The 13,515-nt window shown below is 60.3% G+C and carries 12 protein-coding genes and 2 pseudogenes; 7 read left to right on the top strand and 7 right to left on the bottom strand.

Annotated elements, in window-relative coordinates; translation table 11 throughout:
• Positions 1-221 precede the first annotated feature (221 nt).
• Both GUY40_RS24475 and GUY40_RS24470 read right to left on the bottom strand, forming a co-directional pair.
• On the bottom strand, positions 222-1,445 hold the full coding sequence (locus GUY40_RS24475; RefSeq protein WP_166571487.1) for an MFS transporter: 1,224 nt from the start codon (positions 1,443-1,445) through the stop codon (positions 222-224).
• Complete coding sequence (locus GUY40_RS24470) at positions 1,442-1,630, bottom strand: hypothetical protein (RefSeq protein ID WP_166571486.1); 189 nt, start codon at positions 1,628-1,630, stop codon at positions 1,442-1,444. Before GUY40_RS24470 ends, GUY40_RS24475 begins: the two co-directional genes overlap by 4 nt.
• A gap of 954 nt (positions 1,631-2,584) precedes the next feature.
• On the opposite strand from GUY40_RS24470, the pseudogene GUY40_RS24465 reads away from it, so the two are divergent.
• The 3 genes and pseudogenes from GUY40_RS24465 to GUY40_RS24455 all read left to right on the top strand — a co-directional run.
• Positions 2,585-2,800, top strand: a pseudogene (locus GUY40_RS24465) (transposase); the annotation flags it as partial.
• A gap of 339 nt (positions 2,801-3,139) precedes the next feature.
• A complete protein-coding gene (locus GUY40_RS24460) occupies positions 3,140-4,480 on the top strand; it encodes a sodium:proton antiporter (protein ID WP_166571485.1) in 1,341 nt (446 codons plus the stop codon).
• A 22-nt stretch (positions 4,481-4,502) separates the two neighbouring features.
• Positions 4,503-5,027 carry a methylated-DNA--[protein]-cysteine S-methyltransferase gene (locus GUY40_RS24455; RefSeq protein WP_256675851.1) on the top strand — a complete coding sequence of 175 codons (525 nt, stop codon included), beginning with the start codon at positions 4,503-4,505 and terminating at the stop codon, positions 5,025-5,027.
• A gap of 36 nt (positions 5,028-5,063) precedes the next feature.
• On the opposite strand, the gene GUY40_RS24450 is transcribed toward GUY40_RS24455, so the two are convergent.
• Positions 5,064-5,849, bottom strand: coding sequence for a sulfite exporter TauE/SafE family protein (locus tag GUY40_RS24450; protein ID WP_166571484.1), 786 nt, complete (start codon positions 5,847-5,849; stop codon positions 5,064-5,066).
• Positions 5,850-6,038: 189 nt separating this feature from the next.
• Here GUY40_RS24450 and GUY40_RS24445 point away from each other — a divergent pair, with 189 nt between their 5' ends.
• On the top strand, positions 6,039-6,923 hold the full coding sequence (locus tag GUY40_RS24445; protein WP_166571483.1) for an MBL fold metallo-hydrolase: 885 nt from the start codon (positions 6,039-6,041) through the stop codon (positions 6,921-6,923).
• Between the two features lie 302 nt (positions 6,924-7,225).
• Here the strand turns inward: GUY40_RS24445 and GUY40_RS24440 are convergent, their stop codons facing one another.
• A complete protein-coding gene (locus tag GUY40_RS24440) occupies positions 7,226-7,555 on the bottom strand; it encodes a hypothetical protein (protein ID WP_166571482.1) in 330 nt (109 codons plus the stop codon).
• Between the two features lie 221 nt (positions 7,556-7,776).
• Between GUY40_RS24440 and GUY40_RS24435 the strand changes: the two genes are divergently transcribed.
• Positions 7,777-8,637 (top strand): CAP domain-containing protein, encoded by an 861-nt coding sequence (locus GUY40_RS24435; RefSeq protein ID WP_166571481.1) that lies wholly within the window; start codon positions 7,777-7,779, stop codon positions 8,635-8,637.
• A 7-nt stretch (positions 8,638-8,644) separates the two neighbouring features.
• On the opposite strand, the pseudogene yghX reads toward GUY40_RS24435, so the two are convergent.
• Positions 8,645-9,532: pseudogene (gene yghX, locus GUY40_RS24430) on the bottom strand (YghX family hydrolase).
• A 60-nt stretch (positions 9,533-9,592) separates the two neighbouring features.
• Entirely contained in the window at positions 9,593-10,924 is a 1,332-nt protein-coding gene (locus GUY40_RS24425) for a PLP-dependent aminotransferase family protein (protein ID WP_166571480.1), read from the bottom strand.
• A gap of 114 nt (positions 10,925-11,038) precedes the next feature.
• On the opposite strand from GUY40_RS24425, the gene GUY40_RS24420 reads away from it, so the two are divergent.
• Entirely contained in the window at positions 11,039-11,938 is a 900-nt protein-coding gene (locus tag GUY40_RS24420; RefSeq protein ID WP_166571479.1) for a DMT family transporter, read from the top strand.
• A 135-nt stretch (positions 11,939-12,073) separates the two neighbouring features.
• Here GUY40_RS24420 and GUY40_RS24415 read toward each other — a convergent pair whose 3' ends face one another.
• Positions 12,074-12,478 (bottom strand): DUF488 domain-containing protein, encoded by a 405-nt coding sequence (locus GUY40_RS24415; protein WP_166571478.1) that lies wholly within the window; start codon positions 12,476-12,478, stop codon positions 12,074-12,076.
• Between the two features lie 64 nt (positions 12,479-12,542).
• On the opposite strand from GUY40_RS24415, the gene GUY40_RS24410 reads away from it, so the two are divergent.
• A complete protein-coding gene (locus GUY40_RS24410; RefSeq protein WP_371924959.1) occupies positions 12,543-13,292 on the top strand; it encodes an alpha/beta hydrolase in 750 nt (249 codons plus the stop codon).
• Positions 13,293-13,515: the final 223 nt, after the last annotated feature.

Genomic DNA, 13,515 nt, shown 5'->3' with positions numbered 1-13,515 from the left:
GCGCATCCAACGCGGTCACCCAGGCTTTCGTCGCACTGTCGAACAGGGCAATGTTAGCCGGCTGTGCCCCAATAAGACGGGCGATGTTCTGATAGATCGCATGATCCAGCACCTCGGCGCTGGTTAGCTCAGCCTCGTAAGCCCCTATCTCGTGCTCGGTCTGCTGGAAGGCTTGCATCGCCTGCAAGGCCTGCGCTGACAGCAGGCCCGCGCCGGCCGTATTAAAGTGAATCATGCACACCGACCTTGGACTTGTAGCCCATGTAATAGAAACCCAGTGCCAGCACTACGCACAGGCTCAGCAGATAGAACATCGCCTGCGGCTGGTACAACGAAAGCGCGGCCCCGCAGAGCACCGGTCCGAGGGCCGCGCCCAGATTCGACAGGTTCTGCGCGCCGTAATAAACACCACGCAGGTTCCCAGGGGCGATGAAGTCGATGAACATGTATTCGGTAGGGATGATGATGATCTCGCCGATCGTGAACACGACCATGGCGATGACCCACATAGGCACTCCGTCTGCCTGACTGAAGCCGATCAGGCCAACCAGGAAGAACAGCATCCCGAGGCACAGCATGCGGAACAGATTGGCCTGGTTGATACGCGAGCCCACAAGGTATTGCAGGCCAATCACCACGCAGGCATTGGTGGTGACCAGGTAGTTGATGATCTGGTAAGTCCGCTCCGGGCTGCTGGTCACCAGCAGGTACTGCGACAGGTATGCCGAGAACTGGCCAAAGATGATCGCACTGAGTAGTCCCCCCAAGGTGAAACACACCAGCCGATAGTCCCTGACCAGGTAACCCAGCACCGCGAGAAAACCGTTGTGTTGCGAAGGGCTGGCAACAATCGCGGAGGTCTTCTCACCCAGCAGCCCGTAGATCGCAACGAACAGCGCCCCCACCAGCCCCGCCACCGCGAACGGCAGGCCAGGGCTCACCTGGGCCAGCAGCACACCCAGAAAGGGCCCCACGGCAAAACCGATGTTGGTGAGCGTGTACTTGACCGAGAACACCGCCACGCGCTTTTGCGCGACCACCAAGGTGCCGATGCCGGATTTTACGGCGATGTCGATGACCGCGTAGGCAAGGTTCACCACCACAATCGCCGTGAAGAACGCGACCAACGAATCGGTATGAAAGGCGGTGCCGAACGCCAGGGCGAACAGTCCTCCCGCAGCCAGCAGGATCTGGTAGTTGGAGAACCGGTCGACCAGAAATCCGCCATACAGGCTGAAGAGGGAGCTCGCCATGAGCGCCCCCCCCAGTGCCAAGCCGACGTCGGCGACGCCCAGACCGAATCGTTCAGCGCAATAGACCACCAGATAGGGCAGCGCCATTGCACGTGCGAGGGTAAGGATGAAGGTCGCAGACAGGAACAGAATCACCGGTGCCGTGTACACCCGCCCCTCAGCCAGCGTCAGTTCGGAAGTACTGTTCTTCATCTCAGCATGCCCTGATAGATGGCCGGCTCAGCCTCGCGTAGCAGTTGAATGCTGTCATAAATGGCTGAGCGATCCCTGTCCAGGATGAACACATGGCCTGGCGAGTTCTCCAGCGAGCTGGTCTCGCTGAGCACACCTTCATGCTGGATCTTGATGCTGTGCAGCCCGGGGATCTGTTTCCACACCGTGATATCGGGAAGCTGCCTGATGTTGCCGCTGGCGCGGGCGATGAGAAAAACGCAGCTGGAATGGAAGAACAGCTTCCCCCTTGGATTAGCTCGGTATACCACATGGACAGCAGGTCGGCATTGTCTGTGTAGGAGGTAACATCAGGTGCGAACAACTTAAAGAACAAAGAGTCTTCAGAGAATGCGTCCCTGCATGCCTGATTCATCGCTAACTTTTTCAGGGCAGCAGCAGCAAGGTTACAAGTTTTCCGGGAAACCATTAGTTCCTCTCCTTGAGCAAGGTGATCGTGCACTTCCCTGTGCTCTCAGATGAAATCTCAACAATGGATATATCGATGCAAGAGCAGCGGTTTTGAGCCCTTGCAATGACGCCGAAATAGCTTACGCAAGGGCTAAGACCGATGTCCAGCACCCTCCGAAAAGCCGAGTAGTGAGAAAACGTCTAAGCAAATGGTTAAAAATTTAATACGGCGGTCTGTCGCTTTCAGGTACGGGCTCCAGCGGGAAACTGATGGGTGTTAGCAGCAAGGCGGACAACAAAACGGACAAAAATCCACTATTGAACAGCCTTAAAAATAAAAGTTATCAGCAAGTTAGTGGAAGGTTGATACTACCCGGTCACAGCCCTTCAAAGGCATTTGTGCCCGAGCCACAAAACTAGATTGAATGGTCATACCATAAAGAATCGCTACCCCCCATATACTCATCAGAATAATGGAGATACATTCAAATGGAGGAGTTTTATTGCTGTACTTTGTCCAATATGCCCTATTTTTTGGTTCTTCATGGCATCGTGGGGAAGAGAGGATTGACAGTCAGGGTTTAGGTAAATTGGAAGGTACCACCCAAACCAATTCCTGCCCCCTGCTGTCGACATGCATCCTATTGACCTTGCTTCGTTTTTTCCAGGCTATTGCATCGCTTCTTCGGTCTTACAGACCAATTTTTTGCATTCGGGTAGATCAGGCTAACGTACTGCGCCATGACAAGCCTGCTCGTAAGGTGGTCAAGCAAAGTCAATGGCTCTTGTTGCGCAACAAGGAGAATCTTAAGGCTTCACAGGCCGTCCATCTCGCCGAGTTGCTGGCAGCCAACCAACCGCTGGCGACGGTCTACTTGCTCAAGGATGCGCTCAAGGATATTTGGTATGCACCCAGTGTCTGGGAGGGCTGAAGGCGCTGGCGGACGTGGGCACATCCATTGCCGCGAAGGCCGCGGACATGATGACCATCACGCAAGAAACCGCGAAGGCATGGCTGAGAAATCGTTTAGCGTTCATGCACAGTTCTCCACAAAGGTTGAACAGCGCAGCAGCTTCAATGGCTACTGTCTGTACTACCCACCCGCCTTGGATTTGGATGCAGTACACGCAAAATAAATTTTCAGCCCCCACCTGAACCCTCGCGGGCACGCCCGGAACCTCTGCCCTGCTCCACCCCTCGAACCTTCAAGGGCGCGCCCGGTTTGCGCGATGGCTGGGTGGCGAGTAAAAGGCGGGAGCCGACCATGAGCTTTACTCTCTGGATCGCGGTGCTGGGCGCCGTGTTGCTGACCCTGGCGCTGACCTCCTCGTACCTGCGCTGGTTGCCTGTCACCACCTCGGCGGTTTGCCTGGCGCTGGGCATCGGCATCGGCCCGGCCGGGCTGGACGTGCTGGGGCTGGACGTACCTGCCAACGCCGTCTGGATGGAGCACCTGACCGAAGTGGCGGTGTTGTTCTCACTGTTCGTCAGCGGCCTGAAACTGCGCCTGCCGCTCAAGAATCGACTCTGGCGGGTGTCGTTCGGCCTGGCTGGCCCGGTGATGGTGGTCAGTATTTTCGGCCTGTGCCTGGTGCTGCACCTGCTGCTGGGCCTGAGCTGGGCACAGAGCCTGTTGATCGGCGCGATTCTGGCGCCGACCGACCCGGTGCTGGCCGGGCTGGTGCAGGTCAACGACGCCGGGGATTACGACCGCGTGCGCTTCGGGTTATCGGGAGAGGCGGGGCTCAACGACGGGATTGCCTTTCCTTTCGTGCTGCTGGGGTTGCTGGCGTTGCAGCACGACAACAATGATGACGGGTGGGTGCTCGACTGGGTCTTGCACAGCGTGCTCTGGGCCGTGCCGGCGGGCTTGTTGATCGGCTACTGGATGGGCAAGGGCCTGGGCCGCCTGACCCTGGCCTTGCGCATCCGTTACGCTGACAGCACCCTGTCGCCCAATGACTATCTGAGCCTGGCGCTGATCGCCCTGGCCTATGTGGCCGCCGACTGGCTGCAGGCTTACGGGTTTCTTTCGGTGTTTGCCGCAGGGCTGGGCCTGCGCCAGGCGGAAGTCAAGTTCAGCGGTGACCCGCACACCCCTTCCGAACACCTGGCGCAACCGGTCGCCGGCCATCTTGAGGTCGAGCCTGAGAAAGCGGTGCACGGTGATATCGACAACCTGCCCGACACCCAAGTGGCCGCCGGCATCATGATGGGAGACATGCTCGCCTTCGGCAGCCTGGTCGAGCGGGCCATGGAAGTGTTCCTGGTCACCCTGCTGGGGATAGTGGTAGCGAGCTACTGGGACTGGCGAGCGCTGGTGGCGGGCGCCGCGCTGTTTTGTGTGGTGCGCCCCTTGAGCGTCTTGATCATGCCCTGGGGCACGCTGCTGAGCCTCAAACAACGCCTGTTGATCGGCTGGTTCGGCATCCGCGGCATTGGTAGTCTCTACTACCTGTTTTTTGCCTTGAATCATGGTCTGACGCCCGCCACCGCGACCGACTGCATGAACCTGACCCTCTCGGTGGTCACCTTGAGCGTGCTGGTGCACGGCCTCAGTACCCAGCCGATGCTGGCGTACTATGAGCGCCACCGCGAGCCGTAGCGTCACCCTGAAGGAGCCTGCCTTGACCCCGCTACCCCTGCTGTTCACGCAAATCGATTGGCCCGCGCCCATGGGGCCGGTCTTGATCGTCGCCAATCATCAGGCCTTGCTTGCACTGGATTTCGACCATCCGCACGATCGTTTGATGCGACTGTTGAGGGTGCGTTTCGGGGCGGACGTCTGCTGGGTTGAAAGCCGCGACCTGGCGCAGGTTACCCGGCCGTTGCAGGCGTATTTCGAAGGGGATCTGGAGGCATTGAACGAGGTGGCCATCGACGGTGGTGGTTCGGTGTTTCAGCGCAAGGTGTGGGAGGCCCTGCGCACCATACCGGCGGGAGAAACCCGCAGCTATGGCCAGATCGCCGAACAGATCGGCAGCCCAGGCGCCGCCCGTGCGGTAGGTTTGGCCAACTCGTTGAACCCGATCAGCCTGGTGGTCCCGTGTCATCGGGTGATCGGCAGTTCGGGCGCATTGACCGGATATGGCGGCGGGATCGAGCGCAAGCGCTGGTTGTTGGCGCATGAGCGGCGTGGGTCGTTGCTGTGATGTTTGGGCAGGATTGATCGGCGCTGTAGCTGGCCCTCAGAACGCCAGCTTGTACCCAATCATCCCCAGCATCGCCGCCAGGCAAGGCCGCAGCACACCATCCGACACCCTGCCCGTCAGGTGACTGCCCACATAAATCCCCGGCAGCGAACCCAGCAGCAGCCACCCGAGCAAATGCCAATCCATATTGCCCATGCTCGCATGGCCCAGCCCTGCGACCAGGGTCAGGGGCACGGCGTGAGCGATCTCGGTGCCGATCAGCCGCTTGGTGGCCAGGAACGGGTACAGGATAAACAACGCCACCGTGCCCAGGGCGCCCGCACCGATGGAAGTCAACGCCACCATGGTGCCGAGGATCAGGCCGGTCAGCACCGTCAGCGCGCTCAGCTTCGAGTCGCTGAGGTGGTAGTGGTCGCCCGCATGCTTCTGGGCAAACGCCAGCAGTTGTTTCTTGAAGAAAATCGCCAGCGCGGTCAGCAGCAGCACCACACCCAGTGCCTGTTTGATCACCAAGTTCAGGGCGTCGGGCGCCTCACCCAGGGAGCTGAGAAACCACAAGGTCAGCAACACCGCCGGGACGCTGCCCAGGGTCAGCCATCCGGTGATCTTCCAGTCGATGTTCTTGTTCTTCTTGTGAACCAGAACACCGCCCGATTTAGTGATGGCCGCGTAGAGCAAATCCGTCCCGACCGCGGTGGCCGGGTTGATGCCAAACCACAGCAGGATCGGCGTCATCAGCGAACCGCCACCGACGCCGGTCATCCCGACAATAAATCCGACTATCAAGCCTGCAACGACAAAACCAAGGTTACCGAAATCCATTGTGACGCCCTAAAATTCGCTTGCAACGACATGGAAAAAGCAGGCGCGCAGCATAGCGAGATTTCTTATAACCACTTATATCGTTATCGTATAAATTTATAACCAAGGTGAGACCTATCGGGCCGTGCGGCTTCACCTGTTCGTTCATTCTGTACCATAGTTTGAAAGACCCACCTCGGAGCGATCAGCATGGTGAATGACGAACAGGTGCTGCTTGAAGCCTTTCTGGATGAATCCACCTCCTCCTTCAGCTACCTGCTGATGGACCGCGCCACGCGCCAGTGCGCGGTGATCGACAGCGTGCTGAACTACACCCCCGCGTCTGGCCGCACCCACACCGAAGGCGCTGATCGCCTCATCGCACGTGTTCGTGAACTGAACGCAGCGGTGCAGTGGATTCTGGAAACGCACATGCACGCAGACCACCTCTGCGCGGCGGCCTACCTTAAAAGCAAGCTGGGGGGCAGGATCGCGATCAGTAGCCAGATCGTCGGGCTTCAGCAGGAATTTGGCGCGCTGTTCAATTGCGATGAACGCTTCAGGCGAGATGGCAGCCAGTTCGATGCGCTTCTCGACGATGGCCAGGCGTTCACGCTCGGCAATCTTGAGATCACCGCCCTTCACACGCCAGGCCACACCCCCGCTTGCGCCACTTATGTGGTGCGCGGTGACGGGCCTGCACTGGCGTTTGTCGGCGACACGCTGTTCATGCCCGATTACGGCACGGCACGTTGCGACTTCCCCGGTGGCGACGCACGCACGCTGTACCGCTCGATCCGCAGGATCCTTGCACTGCCGGCCGACACGCACCTGCTCATGTGCCACGACTACTGCCCCAATGGCAGGCCGATAGCCTATATGACGACCGTTGCCGAACAGCGTTCGGGGAATATTCATGCCCATGAGGGCGTGAGTGAAGACGCCTTCGTGGCCATGCGCGAACAGCGCGATGCCGGGCTGACAATGCCGGCGCTGATGTTGCCGGCGGTGCAGGTCAACATGCGCGGCGGGCAGATGCCGGAGGCTGAGGATAATGGGGTGCGGTATATGAAGATACCGATTGATGTTTTGTAGTGGCCGTTCTGGCCTCTTCGCGGGCAAGCCTTGCTCCCACGCCCATCTCCATAATTGCCGAAACTGCGGTGCTTTTGATTTTGTGGGAGCAAGGCTTGCCCGCGATGGCATCACCGCGGTGTATCTGATACACCGCGTCGCCTGCATCGCGACGGTTCGGCGCCCCGACAAGCTTTGCTCCCACGCCCATCTCCGTTCATGCCGATATTGAGCATGGCTGACTGCCCAATGCCAGCCAGTCAAGACGCGAAACCTGTAGGAGCCGGCGGTCCGGCTCCTACGGAGGCAGCAGTGAGCCCGTTTTACCGACGCGCCATTTCGTGCCGAATGCAATCGTCGAAGTAGATCTGCTTCACCCGATTAGGCTGCATTCGCGTTGCGCTGTCGTAGGTTTGTTCGGTAATGCCCAGGGCCATACGCCGCATCCATTGCTTTTCAAACCGTCGACTCTGCACTTTCTGTCGGGCGCCATAGCGTGAGATGCCCGAGAGTTTATAAGCCTGGGCATTGCCGGCGATACCCGAGCCCCATTGGCACACAAACCGTTCGTTGTCTTTCAGATTCCTTGCCTGCGCAGTCAGCGCTGCGCTGGCCAGCACCAGCGTCGCCAGCGTATACAAGACAATTCGCATGTAATCCTTCACCTAATCGATTGAAAAAAAAGCGATTTTGCCTACCCTCAAAAGTCCTGGGGGCCAGCAAAATGCCGCATTCGGCCAACGCGATTTGCGGCAAGGAACTGATTGGCTACAACAGAAAATATTTGTCTTTTACCGGTGAACCGGATGGGCAGTTTCGCAGTCTGATTCCGGCTTGAAATAACCGCCGTCATCCCTTCCGAGCCGTTCGCACCATGCGCCATACCCTTCGCTGCTCTCGCGTTATTTCGCTGTGCCTGCTTTCCGTGCTGCCCATGCTCGCCCCTGCGGCCCAAGCCGCCGACGAGCGTCAATTGCTGCAAGCCATCAACGGCTATCGCGCGCACCCGCAGCGCTGTGACGGGCGCACCTCCCCTGCCCTGGCACCGCTGGCGCTGAAGTCAAACCTGGCCTTGCCGGTCGGCTATGGCGGCAGCTTGCGCGACGGCTTGAAAGCCCGCGGTTACCAGGCAGCAATGGTGCAGAGCATCAAGCTGGTGGGCGCCCGCGACGTCAACGCGGCCTTCGCCATGCTGCGCAGCGACTACTGCGACTCGATGCTCGATAGCCAGTACACCGACATTGGCCTCACCCGTTCCGGCCGTCAGTGGCAGCTGGTCTTGGCACGCCCGCTGATCGATAGCCGATCGAGCGATGGACGATCAGCGGATAAAACCTTGTTGGCGCAGGTCAACGCCGCCCGCGCAAAACCGCGAATGTGCGGGCGCCAGCGCTTCTCGGCGGCCAGGCCATTGAGCTGGAACAGCGCCCTGAAGACCGCTGCGCTGGGGCATAGTCGGTCGATGGCCACAGGCGATTACTTCGCCCACCAGGGCCCGGACGGTGAATCGCCTTACGACCGCGCCCGTGCTGCCGGCTACCGGGGTCGGCAAATCGGTGAGAACATCGCCGCCGGGCAAGGCTCGCCAAGCCAGGCGATGGCCAGTTGGCTGGCCAGCCCCGGCCATTGCGCCAACCTGATGAACCCGATGTTCACTCAGGTCGGAGCGGCCTCAACCGCGGATACGCGCAGTGAATACGGCATCTATTGGACGATGATGTTCGGAGCCAAGTAAGCGCCAGCTACACCAGGTAGCGCCGGAACCAGGCCAGCGTCCGATCCCAGGCCAGGGTGGCGGCGGCTTCGTCGTACCTGGGCGTGGTGTCGTTGTGAAAACCGTGGTTGGCACCGGGGTAGATATAAGCCTCATAGGTCTTGCCGGCGGCTTTCAAGGCCTGCTCATACGCAGGCCAACCCTCATTGATGCGCGTGTCCAGCTCGCCGTAATGGAGCAGCAATGGCGCCTTGATGTCGGGAACCTCTTCAGCCTTGGGCTGGCGACCATAAAATGGCACCGCCGCCTTGAGTTCCGGATAGGCCACGGCCGCCGCATTCGCCACACCACCGCCATAGCAGAACCCGGTGATACCCACGTTCCCGGTCGAGGCGTCATGCTTGATCAGCCACTCGATGGCGGCGAAGAAATCATTCATGAGTTTTTCCGGGTCAACCTTCTCCTGAAGCTCACGGCCCTTGTCATCGTTACCAGGGTAGCCGCCCACTGAGCTGAGGCCATCGGGGGCCAGTGCGACAAATCCGGCCTTGCCCAGCCGCCGGGCAACATCCTCGATGTACGGGTTCAGACCACGGTTTTCATGAACGACCACCACGCTCGGCACCTTGCCTGTGGCTTTCGCCGGGCGAACGAGGTAGCCGCGAACCTGGCCATGGCCCTTGGGTGATGGGTAGGTCACGTACTCGGCGATGATGTCTGGATCGCTCACCGCCACTTGCTCGGCCAGCGCGTAGTTGGGGCTCAGGCTTGCAAGCAGTGCGCTCGCGGTGAGGCCGCAGAGGGTGAAGGCTGCCGCCCGGTCAAGAAACTCGCGTCGGTTGATCTTGCCGTGGGCGTATTAGTCGTAAAGCTCGAGCAGCTCTGGGGCAAAGTCTTTTGCGGTTAGACGAGCCATCGATGCACTTCCTGTCGGGATGATTGGGGTCAACCCATCAGTAAAGACGGTTTCGTCTTATCAGGCATAGGCACTCACCACCCAGTGCACTTTTTCAAGCGCCACTCGAAGATCGTGCATGTCCACAGATCCCAACGCCAGGCGGATCGCATGGGGCACATGGGCCGAGGTCGCAAACGGCTCGGCGGTTGAGACCGCTACCTGCTCCTGCATCAGTGCCTTGACAATCTGGTCTGGCCGAGCTTCTTCGGGCAGCGGGAGCCACAGGAAATAAGAAGACGGATGCGCACTGTAGCGAAGCCCCGCCAGCACCTCGGCGGCCAGGGCTTGTCGGGCTTGCGCATCAGCGCGCTTCTCGGCTTCCAGCTGGATGACGGTGCCATCGTCGAGCCACGTCGTCGCGATGGCGGTCAGCACGCCCGGGGTATTCCAGGTGGTCGCCCGGATGGTTCGCTCAAGCGCAGCGACGTGCTGGGTGGGAGCGACGACAAAACCGACGCGCAAGCCGGTGGCAACACTTTTCGACAGCCCTGACACGTAAACCGTGCGTTCCGGGGCGAGCGCCGCCACCGGTGCAGGAGGGTCTTGCGCCAGGAAGGCGTAGGCGGCGTCCTCGACGATCAGCAGCTCATGCTGTCGCGCAATGGCCACCAGATGATCGCGTTGCTCGGCACTCATCACCCAGCCCAGCGGGTTGTGCAGCGTCGGCATCGTGTACACGGCACGCACGCGACGACTGCGGCACAGACGCTCGAGCGCCTCCAGGTCCGGGCCCTGCTCGAGCACCGGGATCGGCACGATTTCAAGGTGCAGCGTTTCGGCCAGTACCTTGAAACCCGAATAAGTCAGGGCGTCCGCGGCAATCACATCACCGGGCTGCAGCAGGGCCATCAGGGTCACGGCCAAGCCATGCTGGGCACCATTGACGATCAGCACCTGCTCGGCGGCAACCGTCAGCCCGCGCACGCGCAAATGGCGCGCCACCGCCGCGCGCTCATGCAGCCGCCCGGCGTGAGGCTGGTAGCGCAGCAGCGCCTCCAGGTCGCCCGCCGATGCCAGTTGGCGCAGTGCACTGCGCAACAACTCGGCCTGCCCTGGCAGCGAGGGGTAGTTGAAGTTGAGGTCCATCATGCCGACGGCGACCTGCTTCTGGTCCATGCCCAGGCCAGGCGGCAGCGACGTCTCCCTGACAAAGGTGCCGCGCCCCGTTTCACAACTCACCAGGCCCATGGCTTCAAGCTCGGCGTAAACCCGCGTGGCCGTCACCAGCGCCAGGCCTTCAGTCGCCGCGAGTTGGCGGTGGGTCGGCAAACGCGTGCCCGGCAGCCATCGACCGGAGCGGATATCGGCGGCGAACACATCCACCAGAGACTTGTACCGTGAGCGAGCCATCAGTGAATGTATCCATGACAATTTTTTGATTGTATTGATAGTCAGCCCTAGGATGCCCTGAATGCAACCCTCAATAGCGCCCTGCCGCGCAGAACCCAACGAGTGTGAGCCTGAATGGAAAAAGCATCGAACATTCAACAGCGAATCACCAGCAACACCGCAAGTGGGTGGCTGAACGGCCTGATCGGGGTGGTGATTTTCAGCGGATCACTGCCGGCGACCCGCGTCGCCGTGCTGGAATTCGACCCGGTGTTCCTGACCGTGGCCCGCGCCGCCATTGCTGCCCTTCTCGCGCTTTGCCTATTGGCGTTCTTCAAGGAAAAGCGGCCAGCGAAGGAGCAAATGCTGTCGTTGATCATTGTGGCGCTTGGCGTTGTTGTAGGGTTTCCGCTGCTGACCGCACTGGCCCTGCAATACGTGACCTCCGCTCACTCCATTGTCTTTATCGGCCTGCTGCCACTGGCCACCGCTGCGTTCGGTGTGTTGCGCGGTGGTGAGCGTCCGCGCCCGGTGTTCTGGATTTTTTCGCTGCTGGGGAGCGCGCTGGTGGTAGGGTTCGCGATCACCCAGGGGCTGACGGCATCACCCACGGGCGACATTCTGATGTTGCTGGCCATCCTCACCTGCGGTCTGGGCTATGCCGAAGGCGCCAGGCTTTCCCGCACGCTTGGCGGCTGGCAGGTGATCAGTTGGGCACTGGTGCTGTCGTTGCCGGCCATGGCCGTGCTGACCTGGTTCACGGCACCGGTTTCGTTCTCGGGTATTAGCGTCCCGGCCTGGGTCAGCCTGGGATATGTCTCGATTTTCAGCATGTTGGTCGGGTTCGTATTCTGGTACCGCGGGCTGGCCCAGGGGGGCATTGCCGCGGTTGGCCAACTGCAGCTGCTGCAACCGTTTTTTGGCCTGGCACTGGCGGCCACGCTGCTTCATGAGCAGGTCAGCGTCGGCATGCTGGGGGTGACGATAGCGGTCATTCTGTGTGTGGCCGGCGCGAAAAAATGTTCAAAACCGTAGGCGCGTGAAGATCTTGAAGGAGCGATCATCGCAGCACGGATGATCCCTGCTCGGTTGTGATCGGTGAAGGCGCTCGCGGGTATCGCCAGGCAAAAAGCGCGCTGTGTCATCCGACCTTGACTCTGAACGCCTCACTCAATAGTCCGGAAATTCATCCTGATAACACACCGGCGAGCTGGAGCCCGCGTGCCGCTCCAGTTCTTCCTCCAGCCATTGAGCGAGGACCACGGCATTGTTGGCGTGGACATCCCTGGCCGAGAAGACCAGCGTCAGCGCCCCCTCCTGCGCCATGGCCAACAGCTTCCACCAATGCTCGGGGCGGGCCGCCAGTTCCTGGCGATAGGCTGCCGTGAACTGGGCGAAATCCAGCTCGCCCGCCTTGAATGCCTTGCGCAAGGGGGTCGACGGCGCGACCTCCGGCAGCCAGGCATCCAATGGCAACTGGTCTTTACGACAGTTGCGCGGCCACAGACGGTCGACCAGGATTCGACGACCGTCTTCCGGGGCTGCGGGGTCGTAGGCACGTCTGCACTGGATCATGGGGGGTTCCTACGCAAAGGGCTTCAAGGTATCAACTATACTGCGCCGAATGACTCGAATCCTGATGCACATTCTCGCCACCCTTGCAGCGCTGTACCTGCTGCTCTGCCTTGCGCTGTTCGTATTTCAACGCGCCTTGATCTATTTCCCGCAACCCGGCACCCGGGATAGCCCGGCAACACGACTGCAATTGCCGGTCGCCGACGCAACGCTGCAGGTGTCCACCCGCCCGCATGACGGCCCCAATGCGCTGATTTACTTCGGCGGCAATGCCGAGGACGTGTCCCTCAACCTGGTCACTTTTTCACAGGCCTTTACCGATCAAGCCATCTACCTGATGCACTACCGAGGTTTCGGTGGCAGCACCGGCTCGCCCTCCGAACAAGCCCTGCAGCGTGATGCGCTGGCCCTGTTCGACAAGGTCCACGCCACACACCCGCACATTACCGTGATCGGGCGCAGCCTGGGCACGGGCGTCGCGGTCCGGCTTGCCAGCCAGCGCCCGGCAGCCGGCCTGGTCCTGATCACGCCCTACAACAGTCTGGTTGAACTCGCCGAGCGCCACTATCCCTTTGTCCCGGTCAAGTGGTTGCTCAAGGACACCTTCGAGTCCTGGAAATACGCACCTCTGATCACAGTCCCGACCCTGCTCATTGCGGCGGAACACGACGAGGTCGTGCCGCGTTCAAGTACCGAACGGCTGTACACCCACTTCGTCAACGGCGTGGCCTCGCTGAAGGTGATACCCGGAGTCAACCACAACTCGATTTCCGAGAGCCCCGACTACCTCGAGATGATTGAAAACGCGTTGTAGCCTGGCTTGCCGGATCGCCAGACCGCCGCGAATGAGGACACTGCGGTTTTTCAGGGGTTGCGCGTCATCGTTCATCGCGGGCTAGCCCCAATGCCGGTCAGTTAAGGCACAGACTCTGTGGGAGCGGATTTATCCGCGAATCCATTCACCGCGGTTTTTCTGGCATTGCGCGGTGCCTTCATTCGCGGATAAATCCGCTCCCACATAGATCTCGCCTTAACTG

Origin of the sequence: Pseudomonas sp. R5(2019), from assembly GCF_009905435.1 — a bacterium.
Classification (GTDB): domain Bacteria; phylum Pseudomonadota; class Gammaproteobacteria; order Pseudomonadales; family Pseudomonadaceae; genus Aquipseudomonas.
The sequence above is the reverse complement of the archived record's forward strand: the minus strand, read 5'-3'. Positions and strand labels throughout refer to the sequence as shown.